The organism is Vreelandella piezotolerans, assembly GCF_012427705.1.
GTDB lineage: Bacteria > Pseudomonadota > Gammaproteobacteria > Pseudomonadales > Halomonadaceae > Vreelandella > Vreelandella piezotolerans.
The window spans coordinates 1,811,267-1,836,685 of sequence record NZ_CP048602.1; the positions used below are offsets into that span (position 1 = coordinate 1,811,267).

Below are 25,419 nucleotides of genomic sequence, written 5' to 3' on the forward strand. Positions count from 1 at the left end.
TTAACGTGACGCACGATACTTGGGCGCCAGCTCCTGCTTGATTTTGGCAGCTACCTCTTTGAGTCGAGGCCCAAGGTTATGGACCAGTCGGTCATGATCCAACCGCAGGCTAGAGCCGCCGCAGTTGATGGCCATCACTTCGGCACCATCCTCTAAAATGAGCGGCATGGCAACGGCGCTGATATCCCGCTGCCAATCCTGCTCGGAGAGGCAAAAGCCGTACTCGGCATAATCGCGCATACTCTGCTCGATACCAGCCTGCAGGCGGGGCCAATCGCTGCCGTGAAAGGCAGCCAGCTCTTGCATCACCTGCTGGCGGCGCTCACCCGATAACCCGCACAGCCAAGCGCGGCCAATCGCTGACGTGGCAATCGGTAGGCGTGAGCCAACATCTAGCCGAATGATCAGCGGCCCGTGGCCGTGACAGGTTTCCAGATACACCATGTCGCTGCGGTCGGCACCGCCCAGGCTGACATTACAATCGGTGGCGTCGGCAAAGTGCTGTAAGTGGGGACGGGCAATTTCGCGAATGCCCATATTGGCCAGAAAGCGGTAGCCCAATGCCAGCACACCCGGCCCAAGGCGGTACTTCTCCAAATGGCGGTTATGCTGCAGGTAGCCTAATTGGGTCAGCGTATAGGTCAACCGAGACACCGTGGGGCGGGGGATTTGGGTACGATTCGAGAGCTCTGCATTGCCCAGGTACTCCTCACCCGTCCCAAAGGCACGGAGTAGTTCTAGCCCACGCGCGAGCGCGGTGACAAAGTTGCGATCTTTTTCCGGTGATTGCGGCTCATCGGCAGCGGCGTCGGTGGGTTCCATCAAGCGTCTCGGCTAATCAATCATTGAGTGGTAAGTATCGCATACCTGCGCTGGGGCGTTGCAAAGCGTGAAAAGGAAGCTTAGTCAACGCTTGGCCTGCGACGCTGTTTGGCAGCGCCGCTATGTTGGGTGGCTATCGGGGTTAGCGGTCCAGACGCTCAATGATGGTCGCAATGCCCTGGCCAACGCCAATGCACATGGTGACTAACGCATAGCGGCCGCCGGTGGCTTCTAGCTGGCGCAGGGCGGTGAGGGCCAAGCGCGCCCCAGAGGCACCCAGCGGATGGCCAATGGCAATCGCGCCGCCGTTGGCATTCAAGCGCGGGTCGTCGGCGGAGAGCCCCAACTGTTGAACGCAGCCCAACACCTGGACGGCAAAGGCTTCGTTGATTTCAATCACGTCCATCTGGTCAAGCGAAAGGCCAGCCCGAGCCAGCGCTTTTTGCGAAGCGGGTACCGGCCCCAAGCCCATGACGCGTGGGGCAACGCCCGCCACGGCGCTGGCAACGATACGCGCTCGCGGCGCAAGCCCAGCCCGCTCGCCTGCCGCACGCGTGCCTACGATCAGGGCGACAGCCCCATCGTTCAAACCAGAGGCGTTGCCTGCGGTCACGACACCGCCTTCGAATAGAGCACCGAGTTTGGCCAGTTTCTCTTCGGTGCTTTCAGCTCGCGGGTGTTCATCTTTATCTACCAACCGCGGCGGCTGTTTGCGCCCTTGGGGTACTTCGACGCCAAACATTTCGCCGTCATAGAAGCCGTTTGCCAGCGCCTGGGCGTAGCGCGCTTGGGAGCGGGCGGCAAAGGCATCACTTACGTCGCGGCCAATGTTTAGGTCGTGGGCAATGTTATCGGCGGTTTCCGGCATGCTGTGGCTGCCGTACTCCTTGGCGATCCAGGGGTTCGGGAAGCGCGATCCGATCACGGTATCGAACATCGGTTGATTGCGCGCGTAGGGGGAGTCGGCCTTGCCCAGCACGTAAGGCGCGCGGGACATGGACTCCACGCCGCCAGCCAAAAATAGCTCGCCCTCGCCTAAGCGAGCGGCGCGGGCGGCATCCATCATGGCGGCTAGGCCGCTGCCGCACAGGCGGTTGACGGTTTGGCCTGCCACCTCGATCGGCAGGCCCGCCAGCAGCGCACCATGACGCGCCACGTTACGGGAATCTTCCCCCGCTTGGTTCGTACAGCCCGCCAACACCTCTTCATAGCTCTCTGGAGCAAACGGATTACGCGCTACCAGTGCTTTTAGCGTCAGCCCCAGTAGTTCATCCGGTCGAATGGCCGCCAGGCTGCCGCCATGGCGACCAAAAGGGGTGCGTAATCCGTCGTAAATATAGGCGTCTTGCATGGTTATTCTCCTTGTTCGTGTAAGCCGTATTTGACACTGAGATGTGTCAGCCTCTTGGCCCGTCGGTCAGCGGCATACCCAGCGCGGCGCGACGGCGCAGCCACGGGCTAGGGCGATAGCGAGGGTCGCCGGTGGCCTCCAATAGGTTGTTCAAAATGGTCAGGATGCGCGAAGCGCCGTAGTGGTCGCCCATGTGCAGCGGTCCAAACGGGTAGCCCAAGCCAAGCTCCACCGCGCGATCGATGGTGGCGGGGGCTGCGACGCCTTGCTGAGCGATATCGGCGCCCACATTGACGATGCATGCCACCACCCGCTGCAGCACAAAGCCGGTGCTGTCTTGAAGCGTGCTGACCGGGGTGCCATCAGCATTCAATAGGCTGGCAGCGGCATCGATCAGATCGGGGCGGGTAATGGGGGAGGCCATCAGGCTGCGGCGTTTATCCAGCCCCGCCAGCATATCCACCGCGACGCACTGCTCGGCATTCAAGCCTTGGCGCAGCGCGCACTGAGTGGTGTCTTCGCCCAGCGGTGTCAGCAGGCACAGCGCCTCTGAAGAGGGCTGAGCCGCACTTTCTAGTGGCCAGCCCGCTGTGGTAACCAATTCGGCAAGCTGCGTGGCGCTACCCGGGTCGTCTTGGCTGATCCACACGGGGCAAGGTGGGGTCGACGCAATGGCGGGTTCTTCCGGCATCTGTTGCTGGCCATTCACGTAGCGATAAAAGCCTTCACCGGTTTTGCGTCCCAGCAAGCCTGCTGAGAGCCGCTGGCGGGTGAGGGGTGACGGGCGAAAGCGCGGCTCTTCGTAATATTGGTGGTACACCGACTCCATCACCGCATGGGAAACATCCAGGCCCGTCAGGTCCAGCAGGGTAAACGGCCCCATTCGAAAACCACTTTGATCCACCATGATGCGGTCGATGGTAGCGGGGTCGGCTACGCTCTCACTCAAAATGCGCAACGCTTCAGTACCGAAGGCGCGCCCGGCGTGATTGACCAGAAACCCGGGCGTGTCAGTGGCCTGGGCCGTGAAGTGGCCCATCGCAGTACCCAAGGCATCGACCCGCTGAGTGACATCGTAAGCGGTACGTAACCCCGGAATCACTTCGACGATTTTCATCAGCGGAACGGGATTGAAAAAGTGGAAGCCAATCACGCGCTCTGGGTGCTGGCAGGCCGCTGCAATGGCGGTAACGGAGAGTGAAGAGGTGTTGGTGGCCAGTACGGCATCCTGGCGAACGATGCTCTCTAACTCGTTAAACAGTTCCTGTTTGGCCTCCAGCTTCTCGATAATGGCTTCAACAACGATATCGCAGGGGGCGAGGGCCGCGAGGTCGCGGGCTTCGATCAATCGCTCCCCGTACTGCTCGGCTTGGGCTTGAGTAATACGCTGCTTGTCGGCGCTGCGCTGCCATAACCCATGAATAAAGGCAGTCGCTTCCGCCACCGCGCCGTCTTTGACATCGAATAGCATGACGTCGAGGCCTGCCTGCGCGGCGAGCTGGGCAATGCCTCTCCCCATGGCTCCCGTGCCGACGATACCAAGCGTTTTAAATGAATGGGCGACTGCGTCATAAGCCATAGGTCAACATCCTCGCTGCTAGTGTTTTTATTCTGCATTGCAAAATAGCATTTCGTTTATTGACTGCCATCCTAGGCTATGCAAAAGTGCCTGACAAGAGAATGAACGCTAGTTTCGCCATGCAGAACTATGGCAGGCCTCACTGCCCGCGCGAACGCCAACCATAAAAATATCGTTGCCACCAGGAGCCGTTATGATCCGTGATCCCGAACTGTTGAATCAGTTGGTTGATACCATTGCCCGCTTCGTCCGGGAGCGTTTGATTCCCAATGAGGCGCGGCTGGCCGAAGAGGATGCAGTGCCCGCCGAAATTTTGTCGGAAATGAAGGAGATGGGGTTGTTTGGGCTATCCATTCCTGAAGAGTACGGCGGGTTAGGGCTCACCATGGAAGAAGAAGCGTTGGTCGCCATGGAGATTGGCAAAACGTCTCCCGCGTTCCGCTCGGTATTCGGTACCAACAACGGCATCGGCGCTCAGGGGATCTTGATCGATGGCACCGACGAGCAGAAAGCCAAATACGTGCCGCGCTTGGCCACTGGCGAGATTCTCAGCTCGTTCTGCTTGACCGAACCGGACTCTGGCTCCGATGCGGCTAGCTTGCGCACCACCGCCGTGCGCGATGGCGACTACTACGTGTTGAATGGCACTAAGCGCTATATCACCAACGGCCCAGAAGCCGACCTGTTCACCGTGATGGCTCGTACCGACCCCGACAACAAAGGCGCGGGCGGTATCTCTGCTTTTATCGTCGAAGGCAGCACGCCGGGGCTGATCCGCGGCCCGGCGGATAACAAAATGGGCCAAAAGGGCGCACATACCTGCGACATCATCTTCGATAACTGTCGCGTACCGGCTGACAACATCATTGGCGGCAAAGAGGGACAAGGCTTTAAAACCGCCATGAAGGTGCTGGATCGTGGCCGCCTGCATATCTCTGCGGTGTGTGTGGGCGTGGCCGAGCGCTTGGTCGACGAGTCGCTGCGCTACACCATGGAGCGTAAGCAGTTCGGTGCGCCGCTGGCGGAGCATCAGCTGGTGCAGGCCATGCTGGCCGATAGCAAAACCGAAGCCTACGCAGGCAAAACCATGGTGATGGACGCCGCACGGCGCAAGGATGATGGCGAAAACGTCTCAACACTGGCCTCCTGCTGCAAGCTGTTCTGCGCCGAAATGGTCGGCCGCGTCGCGGATCGCGCCGTGCAGGTGCACGGCGGTGCGGGCTACATGTCAGAATACGCCGTCGAGCGCTTCTACCGGGACGTGCGTTTGTTCCGTATTTACGAAGGAACCACACAAATTCAGCAGCTGGTGATTGCCCGGAACATGGTGCGGGAGGCGTCCTAATGGCTCTGTCGGTCCCTTACCAAGCGCCAGACGAGATGATTTTTGGCCGTCTGGCCAGCGAGCTGTTAGCAGAACTCCCCGAGCGCTTGAGCACCCGCGTGCTGGAAAATGCGAAACGTTTAGCGGATCATCCCGCGCTGGTGGATGGCAGTATTCGCTGGAGCTACGCCGAACTGGGGCAAGAGGTCTACGCTGCCTGCGATTGGTTAGCCAATCTCGGCGTACGGCCCGGCGATCGTATCATGACGGTCAGTGAAAACTGTCGTGCCTTGGTGGTACTGCTGTTGGCCGCTAGTGAAATGGACGTTTGGGTCGCGATTGTCAATTCGCGACTCTCCGCTCAGGAAGTGGATTTGATCCAGGGCAACTGCCTACCGCGCCGGGTGTTTTACACCTGCGAAGCCTCTCAAGAGGCGAGCCAGCACGCCGAGCGCCATGCGGCCGATCGCTACCAGCATCCGCAGCTCGGCGGCCTAGCGATTTCACCGCTTTTCGAGAGCGAACCTGAGCCCGTTCACGCCAGCGGTGCCGAGCAGGTCGCCGCGATGATCTACACCTCAGGCACCACCGGCACACCGAAAGGCGTGATGCTCACCCATCGCGGCATTCTCTATATCGCTTCTATTTCTGGTGGCATGCGCCATTTGAGTGAAGGGCAGCGGGTGTACGGCGTGCTGCCCATGTCCCATGTGTTCGGCCTCTCATCGGTGTGCATGGGCTCGCTTTATAACGGCGCTTGTCTCTATACCGTCCCTCGCTTCGATGCGGCACAGCTGCTGGCAACGCTCAAAGAGGAGCGCATTACCGTGCTTCAGGGCGTGCCCGCCATGTACGCTCGCGCCCTGGAGTATTTGAAGCGTGAGCAGCGTGCATTAGAAGCGCCCGCGCTTATCTATATGTCGGCAGGCGGCTCGCCGCTGGATAGCGATACCAAAACCCGCGTGGAAGCCGTCTTTGGGTTAACGCTTCATAATGGCTACGGCCTCACCGAAGCCAGCCCAACGATTAGCCAAACCCGCATCGATGATCGTCATCAGAGCAGCACCGTAGGCCGCGTGCTGCCGTTGTTGGAGTATCGGCTGGAACCCTTAGGTAGCAGCGGCACGTCAGAAAAAGCGGGCGATGAGGTGGGCGAGCTGTGGGTGCGTGGCCCCAATATCATGAAGGGCTACTTCCGCCAGCCGGACGCCACCCGCGCTACCTTGTCGGAAGATGGCTGGCTCAATACGGGTGATATCGCCAAGCTGGATCACGACGATCAGCTCTATATCGTGGGCCGTAGTAAAGAGCTGATCATTCGCTCGGGCTTTAATATCTACCCACCGGATGTGGAGGCGGTGATCAACGAGCACCCGGCAGTCACCTTGACCGCTGTGGTGGGGCGGAAGGTGGCCGGGAATGAAGAGGTGGTGGCGTTTGTACAGTGTGAGCCGGGCATCGAAGTTGATATGGCAGAACTCAAAGCCTTCATTGCCGAACGGCTGGCACCCTATAAGCGGCCTACCCAGATCGTCTTCATGAATGCGCTGCCTTCCACCGCCAGTGGTAAGATTCTCAAGGGTCGACTGCGCGACCTGGCCCAAGGGGAGAGCGCTTTATGAGCGGCGTAGACAGCAACGGTGGCTCAACCACGCCCCAGGCGCTGATGGGCTATCACGAATTGCTGGGCATGCACGTCGTGGAGTGGGAAGAGGGGCGCGCGGTGGTGGAGCTCACCATCGAGCCCAAGCACCTGAACCGCAGCGGCAATGTACACGGCGGTGTGCTGGCCTCGATGCTGGATAGCGCCCTAAGCTTGGCGGGCCTGCACTGCGATGTGCCGGGGAATATTCGTCGCGGGATGACGCTATCACTAACGACCACCTTCGTGGGCCCTGCTCGGCAAGGCGTGTTGCGGGCGACGGGCACGCTGCGCGGCGGCGGGCAAAAAACCTTCATGACCAGCGGTGAGATCGTGGATGAACGGGGCAACCTTGTCGCTATGGGAGAAGGCTCTTTTCGTCGCCGTAGCGGCAGCGAATCCTCGCAAGGTACTCCCGACCCGCAGTTGAGGGAGCCTAGCGAGTGAGTCCAGCCCGTCTGCGGGTTTCCTGTTTGTTACTGGTGACGCTTGCCACGCTGATTCATTTAGTCGGTGGCAGCGTTGCGTGGCAAGCCGCAGGCGTTGTGGCGCTGCTGCTCTATTTGGCCACCCTAAAAGGTCAACTCACCCGTATGGCCAAGGGACTGCTGTGTGCTGCCGGCGTTCTCACGCTGCTCGCGCTATGGCGCTCGCCAACCTCCGGCCAGCTGCTATTCGAGGCGAGCGGGCGTTTTGCCTTTTTTGCCACCTTCGTGGTGGCGCTCAGCATGCTGCGTTTACCCGCCTATCGTTCCCGCCTAGTGCGCCGCTGTGGGCAGAGCATGCTGTTGCAGCCCCCCAGCCGCCGTTATCCGATCCTATCGCTGGGCTCGGCGCTGTTTGGCATCATTCTGAACATTGGCGTGCTGAACCTGTTCGCCGCGATGATCGAAAAGAGCAATACCCTGAGCGCCGCCCAGGGCCGCACCTGGGTACAGCAGGCCCGCCAGCGACGTATGATGCTGGCGCTACTGCGTGGATTTTCGCTGGCACCACTGATCTCGCCCATGGGCATCGGGGTGGCTGTGGTGCTGTCCAGCCTTCCCCAGGTTACTTGGCCACAGTTGGCACCCTATATTCTAGGGGCCGCCGCACTGATTTTTATGGCGGGCTGGGTGGTGGACTATGTCACTGGCCCGCATCCACCCGCCAATAAAACCTATGTCACTCCGTCGTTGCGCCCGTTGGCGCAGTTTGGCTTTTTGCTAATCGGTATTGTCGCGCTGGTGTTTTCCATTGCGTGGCTGCTGGATGTACGACTACCCATTGCCGCGCTGCTGGGCGCGCCTAGCGGAGCGCTTTTATGGCTGGCTTGGCAGCGTCGCAGGCTAGGCTATGGTGGATTGCCTGCCGCCATAACGACGGTCCATCGTCAGCTCCCTTGGTTGCTGTCGCCTAGCGCCAATGAAATCGTGGTGCTGGGAGCGGCTGGTTATTTGGGGCATGTATGTGTGGGCTTGGTGGATACTCAGCAGCTCGCGCCACTATTGGCAGTGCTTGGCCCGCTAGGCGCGTTCAATGCGGTGTTGGCCATGCTGATGGTGGTGGGGTTGGCGCAAATAGGCGTCAATCCGATTGTCACGGTGACGCTGTCGGTGGGGTTACTCCCCACGCTGGGCATCGAGGGGCTAACGCCTGCGCTGATCGGGGCCTCTTTGATGGTAGGCTGGGCGCTGGCGCTGATGTCGTCGCCCATGACGGCGTCGATGCTGATTCTGTCGCGCTTTACCCGCGTGCCTGCCACCCGCATTGGCTACCGTTGGAACGGGCGCTTTTTGATCACAGTGATCCCCCTGTTGGCATTATGGTTTGGTTGGTCGCCGTTCTAAGGCGGTAGATAGCATGAAACGCTTGACCTTTGGCAGGCGTTTTTTTATTGTGCTTTTTATAAAGTGAAATATTATTTTACTATGCGGAATTAAGGTTAAGAAGCTGATGGTTCAATCGCTGGAGCATGCCTTATGAAAATCCTCGTCGCGGTGAAACGCGTCATCGACTACAACGTCAAAATCCGCGTCAAAGCGGACCACTCCGATGTGGACCTTACCAACGTCAAAATGGCCATGAACCCCTTCTGCGAAATTGCCGTGGAAGAGGCGGTGCGCCTGAAAGAGAAGGGCGTGGCCACCGACGTCGTGGCCGTCACGGTCGGCCCCAAGGCCGCCCAAGAGCAGCTGCGCACCGCGCTGGCGCTAGGGGCCGACCGCGCCATCCACATTGAAACCGACGAGCGCGCCGAATCGCTGGCGGTGGCCAAGCTGCTGGCCAAGGTGGTGGACGACGAGCAGCCGGGCCTGGTGATTCTCGGTAAGCAAGCCATCGACACCGACAACAACCAGACCGGCCAGATGCTCGCCGCGCTGACCAACCTGCCGCAAGGTACGTTCGCCTCAGAAGTGGCCGTAGACGGCGACAAGGTCAACGTGACCCGTGAAATCGACGGCGGCTTGCAAACCGTTGCCCTCACGCTGCCCGCCATCGTCACCACCGACCTACGCCTCAACGAGCCGCGCTACGCCAAACTGCCGGACATCATGAAGGCCAAGAAAAAGCCGCTGGATGTCAAAACCCCCGCCGACTACGGCGTCGAGGTGGCCTCCAAGGTCACGCTGCTCAAAGTGGAATCCCCCGCCGAGCGCAAAGGCGGCGTCAAAGTCGCCTCGGTGGACGAGCTGATCGACAAACTGAAAAACGAAGCCAAAGTGCTTTAAAAGGAGCTGATCTCATGAGCATTCTGGTACTTGCCGACCTGCATGAAGGTCAGTTAGCGGGCGCCACCGCCCACGTCGTCGCAGCGGCCCAAGCCATCGGCGGCGACATCGATGTGCTGGTGGCCGGTGAAGGCGTCCAGGCCGCCGCCGACGCGGCCGCCCAGCTCGACGGAGTGAGCAAAGTGCGCGTGGCGGACAACGCCGTGTACGCCCACCAGCTGGCCGAGCCCATGGGCGCGCTGCTGGTGGAGCTGGCGGGCGACTATACCCACGTACTGGCCAGCGCCTCCACCACGGGTAAGAACGTCCTGCCGCGCCTAGCGGCGCTGAAAGACGTCAGCCAGCTATCGGACGTGATTGGTGTCGACAGCGCCGATACCTTCCTGCGTCCGATCTACGCCGGTAACGCCATCGCGACGGTGAAAAGCGACGACGCGCTGAAAGTCATCACCGTGCGCACGACAGCGTTCGATGCGGTGGGCAGCGGCGGAAGCGCCACGGTAGAAGCGGTGGACGTGGTCGTCGACAACACCCAATCGCGCTTCGTCAAGCAAGAGCTGGCGCAGAGCGACCGCCCCGAACTCGGCGGCGCCAAGGTGGTGATCTCCGGCGGCCGCGGCATGGGCAACGGCGAGAACTTCAAGCTGCTCGACGGCATTGCCGATAAGCTGGGGGCAGCCATTGGCGCTTCTCGTGCGGCGGTGGATGCCGGCTTCGTGCCCAACGACATGCAGGTCGGCCAGACCGGTAAGATCGTTGCGCCGGAGCTGTACATTGCGGTGGGTATTTCAGGCGCGATTCAACACTTGGCGGGCATGAAAGACTCCAAGGTGATCGTGGCGATCAACAAGGACGACGAAGCGCCGATCTTCCAGGTGGCCGATTACGGCCTGGTAGGGGATCTGTTCGAGATTCTGCCGGAGCTGGAAAGCAAGCTGTAAGTTTAGGAGGCTGTCCGGAATAGCCCTAGGCGGGGGCGCTGTCAACCCGTCCTTGGGCGCTACTTTCGCTTCTGACCGCCATGGATGGCGGGAATGCTGCTAACGTCAGGAACGTGTTACCTGCCCTGGCGAAAGACCCCCGCTATGGGCTGTTCCGGCCATGCCAACTATTTTGGCCATGCTTTAAAACCCCTTTTTTGGGGTTTTCACGCTGATGGGCTTCCAAACAATGATAATGAGCCACGTATGCTAACCCAACTGACTGCCTCCATGACGCTGCCGGTGATCGGCTCTCCCATGTTTATCGTTTCTGGCCCTGAGCTGGTCATTGCCCAGTGTCAGTCGGGCATCATTGGCGCGTTTCCTGCGCTGAACGCCAGGCCTGCGGAAGTGCTTCGGGAGTGGCTGCAGCAGATCACCGAGACGCTGGACGACTATAACGCTCAGCACCCGCAACAACCCGCCGCACCGTTTGCGGTGAACCAGATCGTGCACCCGACCAATGATCGCCTGGAGCACGATATAGCGCTATGCGCTGAGTTCAAGGTGCCTCTGATCATTACCAGCCTGCATGCGCCCAACCGAGTGGTCAAGCAAGTGCACGCTTATGGCGGCCTGGTGTTTCATGACGTGACCACGATCAGGCACGCCAAAAAAGCCATCGAGGCCGGGGTGGATGGGCTGATTTTGGTCTGCCATGGCGCAGGCGGCCATGCGGGGCGGCTCAACCCCTTCGCCTTTGTGGCGGAGGTTAGGCAGTTCTACGATGGCCCGCTGGTGCTGGCCGGGGCGATTACCAAAGGCGAGCAGATCGCCGCCGCTCAGGCGCTGGGCGTGGACATGGTGTATATGGGCACACGTTTCATTGCCACCCAGGAAGCCAATGCCCAACCGGCTTACAAGCAGATGGTACTGGAAGCCGCCGCGGGGGATATCGTCTACACCAATCTATTTACCGGCGTGCACGGTAACTACCTGCGCCAAAGCATCGAGCTGGCCGGGCTGGACCCAGAGGCACTGCCTGAGGGTGACAAAAACGCCATGCGCTATGGATCAGGCGGCAGCAGCAAAGCCAAAGCGTGGCGGGATATTTGGGGTGCCGGGCAAGGGGTGGGGGTTATTATCACACTGAACAGCGTGGCCGATGAGGTCGCCACGCTGCGAGCGGATTATCAGCAGGCACTAGATCACTTGCGGCGGCGTTGACGAAAGGCGGCCACGCGGGTGTGAAAATCCTCGGTGGCCTTACACGCATCCTGCAGCTCACCTTCGAGCGTGATGGTCTCGTCGAGCGTTAGATTCCCCGCTTGTCGCATGGCCCGCTTCGTTGCCCCCAGCGCTTGGGGGGATTGCGTCACCAACGCCTGTGCCAGCGCGCGGGCTTCGGCTAGCACCTGATCATCTTCCACCGCTCGGTTAGCCAGGCCCAGCGCCACGCAGCGCTCGGCATCTATTGGGGTAGCTAGCGCCGCCATCTCGAAGGCCTGGGCGTGGCCTAGTTTGCGCACCAAGTGCCAGCACGCACCGCCATCGGGAATCAAGCCAATATTGATAAAGGCCAGTTTCAGGTAAGCCGAGCGGCCCATGACTACCATGTCACTGGCCAACACGTAGGAAACACCAATCCCCGCAGCGGCACCGCTGACCGCCGCAATCACGGGTTTTTCCATCGTCATCATGCTGCGCAGTGCTGGAAGAAAAAGGGTGGCTAACCGTTCGCTGGCGGGCGCAGTAGTGGCCTTCTCGAATTCCGCTACATCGGCACCGGCACAAAAGGCGCTGCCTTCACCGCTGAGAATCACACAGCGCACCTTCGGGTCAGCTGCTACGTTGGCTAATCCCTCATTCAGCGCCAGGGCCGTAGGCTCGTTGAGGGCATTGCGCACCGCTGGGCGCGCAATGAATAGTTCGGCAATACCGCCTTCGGAGACGTTAACCCGCACTAAAGGCGTTGCTTCGCTGGTCATGCGCTGCTCCTTAAGCGGCGTCGAGCTGTTCGCTCACCGTCTCGAGGTGATAGTCGCTGTCGCCCAGGTAGTGATCGAACATCACCAGATGTTTGGCGTAGTGGGCCACGAAGCACTCGTCGGTCATGCCCATTCCACCATGCAGCTGGATGGCCTGTTCGGCGATAAAGCGCGCGGACTCGCCGCAGTACGCCTTGGCCGCGGCGATTTTATAGTCCCGCTCGTTAGCAGGCAGCGTGAGGCTGGTGGCGGCGAGAATCGCCATGGAGCGCGACTGCTCTAGGTGCAGGTGCATATCCACCATGCGATGCTGTAGGGACTGAAATGTGGCCAGCGGCAGGCCAAACTGCCTGCGTTCTTTCAAGTAGGCCAACGTTTGGTCGCAGGCGGTTTCCATGGCGCCGATGGCCTGGGCACACAGCGCGGCGCGGCCTAGCGCCAGCACCGCTGCCAGCGCGTCACCTGCGTCTTCGCTTAAGCAGTTCTCTAGCGGCAGCGTCACGTTATTCAGCGTCAGGTCACCGGCGTGCTGATCATCCATAGTGCGATAGGTGCGTACCGTGGTGCCTTGGGTATTGGCAGGCACGATGAACAGCCCGATCTTGCCGCTGGCCAGTTGGGCGGTCACCAGCGTCGCGGCGGCACTGTCTAGGTTGATGACCACATCTTTACACCCGTTAAGCTGCCACTGGCCCTCTTGCTGGCTCGCCTGGGTCGATATATCGAAGGCATCATAGCGGGCGTTTTGCTCTTGCCAAGCAAAAGCGAGCTGGTGTTCACCTTCCAACAGCGGAGCAAGCCAGCGCTCCTGCTGCGTGGGGTTGGCACATAGGGCGAGTAACTGACCGGGCATAACGAGGCCAAACAGGTAAGCTTCAGGAACCAAGCCGCGTCCTAGCGCCTGCATAATAATCATCAGATCGGTGCCGTCGCCGCCTAGCCCGCCCACGTCTTCGCTAAACGGCATGTGCAGCAGGCCCAGCTCGGCAAAGGTGCGCCACAGCGGGCTGGCGCCTTTGGCGGGCGCTTCCAGCATGGCACGGCGCTGCTCGGGGGTGACCTGGTCGGCCACCAAGCGTGTCAGTGTCTCTTCGAGCATTCGCTGCTCGTCGGTAAGTGCAAAATCCATGGTGACCCCCTACATTCTTAAAATGGTTTTAGCGACGATGCTTTTCTGAATTTCGTTAGCACCGCCATAAATCGATAGCTTGCGACGGTTAAAGTACTGGGCACTGGCGGCAGCACTTTGGGCGTCGTTGTCATCTAGCGACTCGTCGCCATGGAGAAACTCAGGGAAGAACGGCAGGGCGGCAGGGCCAAGTGCGCGGCGAGTAAGTTCGCTGATCTCCTGGCGCAGTTCCGAGCCGCGCACTTTCAACAGCGAGCTTTCCGCCCCAGGAACGCCGCCATCCCGTGCGGCGGCAATCACGCGCAGGTTAGTCACTTCCAGCGCCATCAGCTCAAGCTCGGCTTTCACCACCCGCTGGCGAAAGCTGGGTAGCGATAGAAGCGGTTTACCGCGATGCTGCACACGGGTGGCGAGCGACTTCAAATGACGCAGCGCCTGCTTGGCGTGACCAAGCCCGGCAATTCCGGTGCGCTCGTGGGTGAGCAAGAACTTGGCGCAGGTCCAGCCCTGGCCCTCTTCACCGACGCGGTTTTCTAACGGCACGCGGACATTGTCGAGAAACACCTCGTTGACTTCGTGGGCGCCGTCGAGAGTGATAATGGGGCGCACGGTGATGCCGGGGCTCTGCATATCGATCAGCAAAAAGCTGATGCCCGCCTGTTTTTTGGCGTGGGGGTCTGTGCGTACCAGGCAGAACATCATGTTGGCGTGCTGGCCCAGGGTGGTCCAGGTTTTCTGGCCATTGACGATGTAGTGGTCGCCATCACGCACGGCGCGGGTGGATAAACCGGCCAGATCCGAGCCGGCGCCGGGTTCGGAGTAGCCCTGGCACCACCAATCCTGGTTATTAAGAATTCGCGGCAGGTAGTGCCGTTGCTGCTCGACGCTGCCGAATTTCATGATCACCGGCGCGACCATATTGACGCCAAAGGGTACCACGGTAGGGGCGTGGGCGGCCGCGCACTCCTCGTCGAAGATATGCCGCTGCACCGGGCCCCAGCCTGGGCCGCCATGTTCGACGGGCCAGTTGGCCGCAAGCCACCCTTGCTCGCTGAGAATGTTCTGCCAGCGGATATGGTCATCGGCGCGCAGATGGCGGCCTAAACGCACGCGCTCACGAATGTCGCTGGGCAGTGCATCGGCTAGAAATCGGCGGACTTTCTCGCGGAATGCCTGCTCTTCGGGGCTAAACGTCAGGTTCATGAGTGTGCATCCTCGGAAGGCGTCTTTTTGTGAGTCGATGAAGGGGATGGCAGTGTGGCTTGGCGGTGCGGCCCACCCAAATGGCGTGGGTAGCCCAACGCTTCCACCGCCAGCAGATCGATGTCGCTCTCGCGGTAGCAGGCCCCCTGCTGCGCCAGCGTCAGGCTCGCCTGCTCCATGGCGGACTGAGCATCGTTGTCGGGCGTTTGTCTTGCGGCGTGATAAAGCGTGCTCAGCACGCTGTGACACTGAGTCACCACCACGTTGGCTCGTAGCGCTTTGAGCGTTAAGGCCACCCGCTGCTGATCGGCTGCGTTGGCACCGTGATTGACCAGCTCATGGAAAGGGCCGCGTTCGGAAAGCACTAAGCTGATAGGCGATGTTGAGGCATTTGCGGTAAGTAACTGCAGCGCTACGGTGACCGCTTGAGAAGGGCAGGCACTGGCATCTTCGCCAGGGGCGAGCAGGCATAGTTCGGTGCTGGCGTCTGGTGTGTGGGTCAGCGTGAGCTCAGAGCGCTGGGCCGCTTTCAGGAGCGTGTCGAATAGCGGATGCTCACCGACGAGGGCGATATGCGCAAAGGGCTGAGCACTGTCGACGCCGGGCACCACATGGGGATTTCTGGCGGCAAAAAACAGGTGAATCAGCCCTGCGCGCTGCGGAGAATCCATGCAAGCCAGAAATAGCTCACGCTCGCGACGCAAACCCTCTTCCAGCGACGCGGCTTTGGTGCAGGCGTCAACGGCTTCTACAATGCGAAACGGAGAGAACAGTGCCGGCACGCTGGTTTCAAGCTGCTCTCGCATGGTAGCAATGGCCTGGGGGTTGGCTTCTGGGGAGGGTAACTGCCCGGTAATGCGCGCCTGCCGTTGTCCTGTGAGGATCGCTTGGGCCGCTGCCAAACCTGCCTCCAGCGGCGTTTGGGCATCGCTGATGGCATCGATGATGCCGAGATCCCGGGCTTCAGCGGCTTTCACAAACCGCCCGCTGGTGATGATCTCCAAGGCGTTTTCTACACCTACCAAACGGGGCAGCCGCTGGGTACCGCCCGCGCCAGGCAGCAAGCCCAGCTTCACTTCCGGTAAACCCACGCGGGTGCCAGCCAGCGCAACACGGTAGTGGCAGCCCAGTGCCACTTCTAAGCCGCCACCCAGCGCGGTGCCGTGTAACGATGCGATGAGTGGTTTGGGGCAGGCTTCTAATTGCGTAATGACATCCGGTAACAGCGGTGCTTGGGGTGGCTTGCCAAACTCGCGTATATCGGCCCCGGCGATAAAGGTACGCCCCTCTGCCATCACCACCAGTGCTTTGGCCTGTTGGTCTGCGATGCCCTCTTTCAATGCGCTAAGCAATCCGCTTCGCACTGCTTGGCCCAAAGCGTTGACCGGCGGGTTCGCGATACTGATGACGCCGACCTCGCCGTGTCGCTGATAGTGAACACTCATAGTGGCTCCCGTGTTTCGCTATGTGAAATTTAAGGTTGTTATTTGGAATCCAGTGATCATGGCGAAAGAGGCCGTTGGAGTCAATAATGCAAAACATGATTTTGCATTGCGAAATAAAAAGCGAAAGAAAAGGCCGCCCAGAGGCGGCCGAACGTGTCGAACTGCTGGCGGATAGCGATGCTGCATGGTTAGAAAACGGGATTTAATCCGGCGTCTTCAAGGGCGGTGCGGCGTGCTTCCATCCAGCCGTCGATGAACGCCGTTTCCTCTTCTGGCGCATTGGCTTGGTAGGTATCCCAGGTATCCATCAGAAGCTGCTGACGCGCCACCAGGGCGTTTTGGTGGGCGTCCATGTCATCGGTCCATACGCCGCTTTCTCGGTAATACTCGACCACGGCGTCGTGGAAAGGCACTACCCAGGTCATATTTTGGTTCTCCAGCGCATAGCCGCTGGCCCCCGGGGCGTTATCCTTGTAGTCATCGAACGACTCCACCAGCGTGGTAATCAGGCCGGTGACGGTTTCTGGCGCTAAATCAGCGTTGCCCACCATGATCGGATAGGGATAGCTGGCGCTGGCAAGCGGCTGGTCAGCGTTAATACCTGCGCCTGAAGTGACGTCGTGGGGTTGGAAGTAGGGCGCCACCTCCAGCATCTGAGCCCAACCTGCTTCGTCTTCTGTGGGTAGCTCCGGCCACTGCAATCCACGCGGACTTGCCGCTAAGCGTTGGGCGGCAGGCGTCACCGTCGTAGTAATAGCGGCATCGGCACGACCGCTGATAATACCGTCGAAGGCGGCGTTGTAGCCGGGGAAATCGACACGTTCAACGTCATCCCAGGTCAGTCCGGCAAACGCCAGATAGGCCTCGGCGGCTTTGTTCAGCGCGTCGTCGCCACGAAGATAAGCTAATCGTTTACCTTCAAGATCGGCGATGGATGACATCGCTACGTCGCCTGCTACCGCCATACCTAACCCAAAGCTGGCCATGGAGGTTGAAATCACGCGGATCGGCTGCGGGCCCCAGTCCGGCCCCGCGAACATCATCACGCCTTCGGAGCCGTAGTAGCTGGCAATGCCGCAGGCGCACAGATCCACACGACCGGTTTTCAGTGGGGTCATGCGCATGGTGTCGTTTTCACCGGGAATGACCCGGGACTGGGTGCCATGCTCCTCCTGAAGCAGCTGGCTGATCGCCATGATCTGCGCATGGCCGCTGGTGCCGGTGCCGTAAGCTGTCCAGTTCAAGGTGCTAGGCATGGCGCTGACGCTCCCTGCCGCCAGCAACCCCGCCGTTAAACTACCGAGTACAAGAGTGAGGGTTGTTTTTGTGCTCATAAGACTCCTCGGGGTGATATTAAGCATTAGCAGTGAGCGAACGCTGGTGATGGCGTTGGCTTAGGCGCGCAAGCGCAACGCCCGGTAGCAGCGCCGCTGCGGCCAAGCCGATTAATTCCCACTGGCTGAGGGGCACCATGCCACCACCGGGTAGTGCCAGTAGCAGGCCTGCTATGAGCACGAGCGCGCGGATGACCATTTCTTGTAGGGCGCCGTAGCCCAGCCGACCCACGCCCATCAGGTAACCTTGCATGGCAGAGGCAAACAGGACGATGCCGATCACCGCTTGGATGAACACGGCAACGATCATCAGTGGTTCGCCCTGCATGATCAGCGCAGGGTTGAGTACGAATAGGAAAGGAATAAAGTAAATCACGCTGCCTAGACGCATGGCCTGCAGCCCGGTTTCCATCGGGCGGGCGCCTGCCACGGTGGCTGCTGCAAAGGCACCCAGCGCGACGGGAGGGGTAATAAAGCTGAGCATGCCCCAGTAGAGAATGAACATGTGAACCGCCATGGGATCCAGGCCGCCGCCCTGAATCAGTGCAGGAGCCAGCGCCACCGCTAGGAAGATGTAAGCCGCGGTGACGGTCATGCCAATGCCCAGCACGAAGCTGGTGACCGCGCCCATGATCAACAGCAGTGGCACGCTACCACCAGCGATATTGATGAAGTCGTTGGCAATGGTGCCCGACAAGCCGGTCATGGAGAGCGCACCGACCAACATGCCAACGCCCGCTAGAATGGCGATCAGTTCGGCAAACAGTTTGGCCGCGGATGACAATGTCTCCGTGACATCCTTCCAGCCCCAGCGGTTGTGCTTGGAGAGCTGATTGAGCACCAACAGCAGGGCGGTGGCGTAGAAGGGGGCCACGGCCTCGCGCTGCATGACCAGCAGCATCCATACCAGCAGGCCGAAAACGAAAATAAAGTACCAGCCCTCTTTTAGCGTTTGTTTGATCGAGGGTAGCTCAATGGCGGGTAGGCCTTTGATGTCGTTGCGCGCGGCATAGGCATCGATTTGAATGAACAGACCTAGAAAATAGAGAATGGACGGGATCACCGCCGCCAGGGCGACGGCGGCGTAAGGAATGTCCAGAAACATTGCCATCACGAACGCGGTGGCCCCCATGACAGGCGGCATCAACACGCCACCCGTCGAGGCGCAGGCTTCCACGCCGCCGGCAAACGAGCGGCTCATGCCAATCCGGCGCATGGCGGGAATCGAGAGTACCCCGGTGGTCAACACGTTACTGATCACACTGCCGCTCATGGAGCCCATCAGGCCGCTGGAGAAAATCGATACCTTGGCCGGGCCACCTCGCACATGGCCAAGCAGTGCAAATGCCAGATTAATGAAAAACTTGCCGCCGCCGCTTTTTTGCAGCACCACGCCAAAGACCAGAAAGCCGATCACCAAGCCTGCGAAGGCCTGTAGCGGTACCCCCATGATGCTTTCGGTGCTCATGGTGTGGTACATCGCCGTTTCAGAGAGGCTGGAAGGGAACGCTTGGATAGGTCCAGGGACGATATCGGCGACCAACGGGTAAAGAGAAAACAGTCCAGCAATGATCGCAATGGGCAGGCCGCCCGCCCGTCGAGCGGCTTCGATGATCAGTAACCAGTAGGCATAGCTGAAATAAATGGCGATATCAGGAGCGGCAAACGCCCAGCCGCGCTCGAGAATAGGGACGGCGTTGTAAACAAAGTAGCCGCCTACGATCAGCGTTGCGGCGCTCAACAGGTAGTCATACAAGGGAATGGGTTGCTCCTGCTGGCTGCTGCGCATGGGCCATAGCAGAAACACCAGCGGCAGAAGCAGTGCCACCACTGCGTAGTAAAACTGCGTTTCTAGCCCGGTGACGAACGTGAGCAAGCCCCAGTTAAACAGGTAGTCCAGCGTCATCATCATGAGGAGCACGGTGACGGTGGCCGGTACCCAACGAAGCGCCAGTGGCAGCTCGCGAATTTGGCTGATTTTTTCTTTGACCTGCGCCGTGTTGGCAGGTGGTGTTTCAGTGCTCATAGGGCGTTCCATCCATCGGCAGGGGCGGCGAGCGCCGCCCCATGGCGAGTTACTCGAAGATCGGCTCGAATCCAGCCTCGGCGAGGGCTGAAGCGCGAGCGGTCATCCAATCGGTGGTAAACGTGTCGGCATCGCTGGGGGCATCTTGCATAAACTGCTCCCAGGCCTGCATCAATACGTTTTGCCGCTCGACGAGCTGGTCTTGGTGGGCCTGCATCTCATCGGTCCACACGTCGATCTCTTTGTAGTACTCCACTACGGCGTCGTGGAAAGGAATCACCCACTGTAAATCCTGGTACTCGAGTGCGTAGCCCACCGCCCCCGGCGCGTTATCTTTATAGTCGTCGTAGTTCTCTTGCATCGCTTTGATCAAGCCGTAAGCGACGCTGTCATCGAGATCCTGGTTGGCGACCACGATCGGATACGGGTAGCTGGCGCTAGGCACCGGATTATCGGCGCTGATACCACCAGCCCCAGCGGTGACTTCATGGGGGCGGAAATAGGGCGCGACGGCAGCCATGCGCTCCCAGCCTGCCTCATCGTTAGGATCCAGTACTGGCCAGCTGACGCCGCGTGGGCTACTGGCAAGCTGCTGAGCGGGCGGTGTCACGGTGGTGGTAAAAGAGGCGTCTACATCACCCGCAATAATGCCATCAAAGGAACGAGCGTAGCCCGGATAGTCTACGCGTTCGACGTCATCCCAGGTCAAGCCTCCAAAGGCGAGATACGCCTCAGTGCCTTTGTTGAGCGCGTCGTCACCACGAATGTAGGCAATGCGCTTGCCCGCTAGGTCGGCTGGGGTCTCGACACCGAGATCTCCTGCGACCGCCAACGATAGTCCAAACGATGCAGTGGAGGTCGTGATCACGCGCAGCGGCTGCGGGCCCCAGTCGCGGTCGGCAAACATCATGACCCCTTCCGCGCCATAGTAGCTGGCAATGCCGCAGGCACACAGATCAACACGACCCTGCTTGAGGGGCGTCATACGTGAGACATCGTTATCGCCGGGCAGAATGCGTACCGATGAGTCGTACTTATTCTGCAGCATGTTGCCGATGGCGACGGCTTGAGCGTAGCCGCTGGAGTTGGTGCCGTAAGCGGTCCAAGCCATGGTGCTGGGAAGTTCTACTTCGCTAGCGTGGCTGACCGCCACCCCTAACAGTGAGAGCGGAAGGGCGGCGATTAACAGGCGGTGAGCAAACGGATGCATTGAAATGCTCCTTTATTGTGGTTGTTACTGTTAGATGTGTTACGTTCGATTACATTTTGTTTTGCTATGCGGTATTTTGTTTTGCTTAGTGGTCGAGTGATAGTAGGTAAGGCCGGAGAGGCTGTCAACGCTGTTCTCATAGGCGACTACAAATAGTCTTTAGTGCAATGTAAAAAGCCAGGCGGTTGCCTGGCTTTTCAGAAAATTATGAGGCTAAAAGCTAAGAAAATTCCCGCCATGCGGCGTAGGTGCTTAAGAACACTCGCCCGGTTAACGCTTCCAGAAAGTCGCTTTTTTTCAACTGGTCCATCACGGGCCCTTTTACCTCGGACAGGTGTAGTTTGACGTCGGAGTCCTTCAAGCGCGCATTGATGGCATCCAGGCTCTCTAAGGCAGAGGCATCGATCAAGTTGACCGCTGAACAGATCAGCACGACATGCTCGAGCTCTGGGCGGCTAGCCACCAAGTTGTAGACGGTATCTTCCAAATAGCGAGCATTGGCAAAGTAGAGGCTTTCATCGATGCGCAGTAGGGCTGCGTTGCTGACGGTTTCCACATCGTGCCGCTCCACGTTACGAAAATGCTCGGTATCGGGCACTCGGCCCACAAGCGCGCTATGAGGGCGGCTGGTGCGGTATAAAAAAAGTGCAATAGAGAGCGTCACCCCGCCAATGATCCCCGCTTCGATCCCTTCCACCAGCGTCAACAGAATAGTGACCGCCATGGCGGCAAAATCGCTGCGGGAGTAGCGCCAGGTTTGGCGCAGCATGGGCAAATCCACCAGCGTCAAAATAGAGACCGTGATAGTGGCTGCCAGAGTGGCGATGGGCAGATAGTAGAGCCAGCCAGTAAAAGCCATGGTCACTAGTGCAATACCGAGCGCGGCAAAGGCTCCGGCAGCCGGCGTTTGTGCCCCTGCATCGTAGTTGATGACAGTGCGCGATAGCCCGCCCGTGACGGGCATGCCGCTGGTGAATCCAGCCGCTAAGTTGGCGGCTCCCAATCCAATCAACTCTTGATTGGGAGAAATACGCTGGCGCCGCTTAGCGGCCAGCATTTGACCCATCGAGACCGATTCCACGAAGCCCACTAAACTGATCAACATGGCGGGGATGATGAGGGTCCGCCAGAGTGACACATCGCCCCAGGGAAAACTCAAGGCGGGCAGGCCACTGGGTATGGTGCCGACGACCGCCACGTCTTCGCGGTAAGCGAGCTGCCAATACCACGTGACCAGCGTGGTGACGATCACGGCGAATACCGGGCCAGCTTTGGTGATCAAATCGGCGAGCGTGACGGGCACGCCCAATGACATCAGACTTCGTTTGCCATAACGGCGCATCAGTACCAGAAACAGCAGCGTCCCTCCGCCAATGGCCATGGTAAAGGGGTTATAGGTGGAGAGGTTGGGAAGCAGCGTCATCAGGCGTTCTACCAAGGTAAAGCCGCTGCTGGAGATGCCCAGTAGGCTGCCTAGCTGGCTAACGGCAATCAATATGCCTGAAGCGGTCAAGAAGCCAGATATGACCGGGTGGCTCAAAAAGTTGCTAAAAAAGCCCATTTTCAGCGCACCCATGGCCATCAGCATAGCGCCTGATAGCAGTGATAGTACCAGGGCTGCTTGAACATACTCCGCTGACCCTGGTGCCGCCACAGATGAGAGGGCAGCGCCTGTCATGAGCGCTATGATCGCCACAGGCCCCACCGCCAGCGTGCGGCTAGTGCCCAAGAGGGTATAAAGCAACTGGGGCAGAATGCTCGCATATAGCCCCACGACCGCTGGCAGACCTGCCAGCAGTGCATACGCCAACGACTGAGGAATGACCATGACGGTCACGATCAAGCCTGCCAGAAGGTCTGCCCCGAGCAAACGCTGATGGTAATGAGGTAGCCAGTTGAAGATGGGCAAATAGCGTTTGAACATAAGCTCCTGAGCATCTGCTGAATAGGTACCGACAAAGTAACGTTAAAAGGACTGATAGTTTAGCGCGTTACGCGCTGAATGACGGCATTGTCCACGCTATCTCATCGTTTTGTTGGCCTTCCCCCAAAGTGCTACTTATTTCATTAGCATAACCCGTTAAGCTCACTGAGAGAGCAGCCTCTCCCTATCGCATCGTTCAAAACTCAACAACGTCAATTAAAAAAGAGTGACTCATATGCGACTATTTCGTTGGCTTGTACCATTGCTACTGATCATTGCGGCGACGTTGCTAGTGTCGCTTTCCGGGCCATGGGCCTATGCGGCACTGGTCTGCGCAACGCTAGCCGGCGTGACGGCGGTGGCCAGCGCCCTTTATGCAATTTATAACGCGGGTCACCAACCCTCGAGTCAGCGCGAACTACTGAAGCCGCTGCGTGATTACGGTTCCTTGCGGGCCATGTCGTACCGATTGATGAAACGGGCTAGCAGTACCGCCATCGCCTCGGCAGAAGTGTCTCACTATGCCGACCTAATGGCTCAGCGCTTGGGCAAACAGGAGGGTATGGCGAGCGAGGCATCCTCGAGCATGAGCGCGATCAACACCGCTATCGTGCAGGTGAGCTCAAGTGCGTCTCATGTGGCTGCACTGGCTGAGAGCGCACGGCAGTCGAGCCATCACAATCACGATGAGCTGACGGCGATCATTCACGACATGACCGAGGTGGCCGAACGCTCTAGCCAAGCACTTGAGATGTTAACGGCGCTCAACGATAAAATCGAACGCGTTCGAAACGTGACCTCCATGATCGAAGATATCGCAGAGCAAACGCATCTTCTCTCACTGAATGCGTCTATTGAGGCGGCTCGCGCTGGTGAGCATGGTCGGGGGTTTGCCGTCGTCGCAGGAGAGGTGCGTAATCTGGCGATGAAAACGTCTACCGCTACGCAGAGCGTCGACGAGTTGGTTAAAGATATGCATCAAAGTGGCCATAGCGTGGTGGTCACGATGGGCGATTTGATGACCCGGGTACGCGAACGTTCTCAAGGGATGCAGCGGGTAGGTAGCAGTTTAGCGACGATAACCGAAGAGTTCGATCAAGTTCAGCAAGAGATCACAAGCGTTGCAGAGGCAATGAGCAGCACCAGAGCGCACAGCCAAACCGTCGCCGACAGCCTGCGTCAATTGGAGAAGGATGTCGACGAAGGCAATCGCAACATGCATGAACTCGCCTTACAAGCGCGAGCGCTGATGGACGCTGCCGAAGGGGTCGACGGCGAGCTAGCGCAACAGCGGCTGCTAGGGCGGCATCAAACGGTCTTTCTAGCCGCTCGGCGCACTGCCGATCATATCGGAAAGCTGTTCGAGGCGGCTATTGCCCGAGGAGAGCTGTCCGAAGCCATGCTATTCCAGCCCGACTATGCACCCATAGACGGTACACGGCCACCGCTATACCACACGGGATATGACCACTTCACTGATCAGCAACTGCCTACGCTCCAAGAGCCGCTACTCGGTGAATATAGCCTAAGCTATGCCATTGCCTGTGATCGAAATGGTTACGTACCTACCCATAACGCGGCGGTGAGTCGTGAGCCGACTGGCGATTATGAGCACGATCTCAAATACTGCCGCAGCAAGCGTATTTTTGACGACCCAACCGGAAGCCGCTGTGGTGCCCACGAGAAGCCACTGTTACTGCAGACCTACAAACGCGATACGGGAGAGATCATGCATGACCTCTCCGTGCCTATTTATATCAACGGCAAACATTGGGGCGGTTTCCGGGTAGGGTATCAGCCCGAAAAAGAAACCGCCGAAGGTTTGAGCGATCAACAGGCAGTGCTGGCGAACTCAAGCCATCGCCTGGCGCGGGCGTGACTGCCAGGATGACCAAGAGTAGAGCGCCAAGCCCGTCCAGATCATCATGAACGTGGCGAGTTGAATCAGGCCTAGCGGCTCGCCGAATACCGTCAGTGCAATCAAAAACTGGATGCTGGGGTTGATGTACATCAGAAACCCCAGCGTTGCTAATCGCAGGCGGCGGGCCGCACCAGCAAACGCCATAAGAGGGAGGGCGGTCAAAACGCCACTTACGACGAGAAGCGCAGACATAGGGGCATCATGCAAAAAGTGCGACGCTCCCTGCCAGCTCATCCACGTTAGCGCGAGCAACGCTAAAGGAAACAGCAGCAGTGTTTCTACGAAAAGTCCCGATAATCCATCCAGCGGTACCTGCTTACGAAACAATCCATAGCTACCAAAGCTCAATGCTAGCAGTAAGCTAATCCACGGTAACTCGCCTAGCATGACGAACTGAATGGTAATCGCCAGGCTGGCAAGACCCAAGGCCACTAGCTGTAATTTGGCCATCACTTCACGCAGCACTAGCATACCCAGTGCCACGTTCACCAAAGGGGTGAGAAAGTAGCCTAAACTGGCCTGAAGCACTTGTTGGGTTTCGACGGCATAAATGTAAATGCCCCAGTTAAAGGCAATGAGCAGCGCACAGGCCAGTACACGCCCTAGACGTCTGGGCTCGATCAGCGCAGCCATTACCGGCGGCCAGCGACGCAGTACGCTGATCAATCCCACCAGAAATAGGCACGACCATAAAATTCGATGTATCAAAATCTCGAGAGCCGGGACCCCATCGAATAGAGCAAAAAAGAGCGGGAAACACCCCCACATAGTGTAGGCCGTCAAGCCGAACATAACGCCCTTTACCGCCTCGGGGTCCCGCGTAGCGGATGGAAGCATAGCAGCCTCATTAAGTAAAAATGCTAATCTAGCACACTATCAACGAACACACC

At 59.1% G+C, this 25,419-nt stretch carries 20 protein-coding genes; 8 read left to right on the forward strand and 12 right to left on the reverse strand.

Features of this window, described 5'->3' with window-relative positions; all coding sequences use genetic code 11:
• The 3 genes from GYM47_RS08305 to GYM47_RS08315 form a co-directional block, all read right to left on the reverse strand.
• Positions 1–822, reverse strand: coding sequence for an IclR family transcriptional regulator (locus GYM47_RS08305; protein ID WP_139528503.1), 822 nt, complete (start codon positions 820–822; stop codon positions 1–3).
• Between the two features lie 142 nt (positions 823–964).
• The gene (locus GYM47_RS08310; RefSeq protein WP_153844027.1) at positions 965–2,173 is read right to left on the reverse strand and encodes a 3-oxoadipyl-CoA thiolase; all 1,209 of its coding nucleotides are present in this window, start codon (positions 2,171–2,173) and stop codon (positions 965–967) included.
• A 46-nt stretch (positions 2,174–2,219) separates the two neighbouring features.
• The gene (locus GYM47_RS08315; protein ID WP_153844028.1) at positions 2,220–3,752 is read right to left on the reverse strand and encodes a 3-hydroxyacyl-CoA dehydrogenase; all 1,533 of its coding nucleotides are present in this window, start codon (positions 3,750–3,752) and stop codon (positions 2,220–2,222) included.
• Between the two features lie 193 nt (positions 3,753–3,945).
• On the opposite strand from GYM47_RS08315, the gene GYM47_RS08320 reads away from it, so the two are divergent.
• The 7 genes from GYM47_RS08320 (at position 3,946) to GYM47_RS08350 (ending at position 11,576) form a co-directional block, all read left to right on the forward strand.
• Entirely contained in the window at positions 3,946–5,097 is a 1,152-nt protein-coding gene (locus tag GYM47_RS08320; RefSeq protein ID WP_153844029.1) for an acyl-CoA dehydrogenase family protein, read from the forward strand.
• Positions 5,097–6,698: a class I adenylate-forming enzyme family protein gene (locus GYM47_RS08325; RefSeq protein ID WP_153844030.1), complete on the forward strand. Its 1,602-nt coding sequence runs from the start codon at positions 5,097–5,099 to the stop codon at positions 6,696–6,698. The genes GYM47_RS08320 and GYM47_RS08325 overlap by 1 nt, the downstream gene beginning before the upstream one ends.
• Positions 6,695–7,165: a PaaI family thioesterase gene (locus GYM47_RS08330; RefSeq protein ID WP_139528498.1), complete on the forward strand. Its 471-nt coding sequence runs from the start codon at positions 6,695–6,697 to the stop codon at positions 7,163–7,165. The genes GYM47_RS08325 and GYM47_RS08330 overlap by 4 nt, the downstream gene beginning before the upstream one ends.
• A complete protein-coding gene (locus tag GYM47_RS08335; protein WP_153844031.1) occupies positions 7,162–8,547 on the forward strand; it encodes a hypothetical protein in 1,386 nt (461 codons plus the stop codon). Before GYM47_RS08330 ends, GYM47_RS08335 begins: the two co-directional genes overlap by 4 nt.
• Before the next feature lie 132 nt (positions 8,548–8,679).
• Positions 8,680–9,429 carry an electron transfer flavoprotein subunit beta/FixA family protein gene (locus GYM47_RS08340; protein WP_168444445.1) on the forward strand — a complete coding sequence of 250 codons (750 nt, stop codon included), beginning with the start codon at positions 8,680–8,682 and terminating at the stop codon, positions 9,427–9,429.
• Between the two features lie 14 nt (positions 9,430–9,443).
• Positions 9,444–10,370 (forward strand): electron transfer flavoprotein subunit alpha/FixB family protein, encoded by a 927-nt coding sequence (locus GYM47_RS08345; protein ID WP_168444446.1) that lies wholly within the window; start codon positions 9,444–9,446, stop codon positions 10,368–10,370.
• A gap of 246 nt (positions 10,371–10,616) precedes the next feature.
• Positions 10,617–11,576 (forward strand): NAD(P)H-dependent flavin oxidoreductase, encoded by a 960-nt coding sequence (locus GYM47_RS08350; protein WP_153843295.1) that lies wholly within the window; start codon positions 10,617–10,619, stop codon positions 11,574–11,576.
• Here GYM47_RS08350 and GYM47_RS08355 read toward each other — a convergent pair.
• The 8 genes from GYM47_RS08355 to GYM47_RS08390 all read right to left on the reverse strand — a co-directional run bounded on the left by GYM47_RS08355 (position 11,558) and on the right by GYM47_RS08390 (position 22,608).
• Entirely contained in the window at positions 11,558–12,337 is a 780-nt protein-coding gene (locus GYM47_RS08355) for an enoyl-CoA hydratase/isomerase family protein (RefSeq protein ID WP_153843296.1), read from the reverse strand. The two genes, GYM47_RS08350 and GYM47_RS08355, sit on opposite strands and share 19 nt — an antisense overlap.
• A gap of 10 nt (positions 12,338–12,347) precedes the next feature.
• Entirely contained in the window at positions 12,348–13,466 is a 1,119-nt protein-coding gene (locus tag GYM47_RS08360) for an acyl-CoA dehydrogenase family protein (RefSeq protein WP_153843297.1), read from the reverse strand.
• 9 nt (positions 13,467–13,475) lie between these two features.
• Positions 13,476–14,669, reverse strand: a complete 1,194-nt coding sequence (locus GYM47_RS08365; RefSeq protein ID WP_153843298.1) for an acyl-CoA dehydrogenase family protein — start codon at positions 14,667–14,669, stop codon at positions 13,476–13,478.
• Positions 14,666–16,114: an enoyl-CoA hydratase/isomerase family protein gene (locus GYM47_RS08370; protein ID WP_153843299.1), complete on the reverse strand. Its 1,449-nt coding sequence runs from the start codon at positions 16,112–16,114 to the stop codon at positions 14,666–14,668. The genes GYM47_RS08365 and GYM47_RS08370 overlap by 4 nt, the downstream gene beginning before the upstream one ends.
• Positions 16,115–16,302: 188 nt before the next feature.
• The gene (locus GYM47_RS08375; protein WP_153843300.1) at positions 16,303–17,448 is read right to left on the reverse strand and encodes a TAXI family TRAP transporter solute-binding subunit; all 1,146 of its coding nucleotides are present in this window, start codon (positions 17,446–17,448) and stop codon (positions 16,303–16,305) included.
• A 19-nt stretch (positions 17,449–17,467) separates the two neighbouring features.
• The gene (locus GYM47_RS08380; protein WP_153843301.1) at positions 17,468–19,474 is read right to left on the reverse strand and encodes a TRAP transporter permease; all 2,007 of its coding nucleotides are present in this window, start codon (positions 19,472–19,474) and stop codon (positions 17,468–17,470) included.
• Between the two features lie 49 nt (positions 19,475–19,523).
• A complete protein-coding gene (locus GYM47_RS08385) occupies positions 19,524–20,684 on the reverse strand; it encodes a TAXI family TRAP transporter solute-binding subunit (protein WP_153843302.1) in 1,161 nt (386 codons plus the stop codon).
• A gap of 220 nt (positions 20,685–20,904) precedes the next feature.
• Positions 20,905–22,608 carry a SulP family inorganic anion transporter gene (locus GYM47_RS08390; protein WP_139527705.1) on the reverse strand — a complete coding sequence of 568 codons (1,704 nt, stop codon included), beginning with the start codon at positions 22,606–22,608 and terminating at the stop codon, positions 20,905–20,907.
• Positions 22,609–22,843: 235 nt separating this feature from the next.
• On the opposite strand from GYM47_RS08390, the gene GYM47_RS08395 reads away from it, so the two are divergent.
• The gene (locus GYM47_RS08395) at positions 22,844–24,487 is read left to right on the forward strand and encodes a methyl-accepting chemotaxis protein (RefSeq protein WP_153843303.1); all 1,644 of its coding nucleotides are present in this window, start codon (positions 22,844–22,846) and stop codon (positions 24,485–24,487) included.
• On the opposite strand, the gene rarD is transcribed toward GYM47_RS08395, so the two are convergent.
• Entirely contained in the window at positions 24,461–25,366 is a 906-nt protein-coding gene (rarD, locus tag GYM47_RS08400) for an EamA family transporter RarD (protein WP_153843304.1), read from the reverse strand. The two genes, GYM47_RS08395 and rarD, sit on opposite strands and share 27 nt — an antisense overlap.
• Between the last annotated feature and the right edge of the window lie 53 nt (positions 25,367–25,419).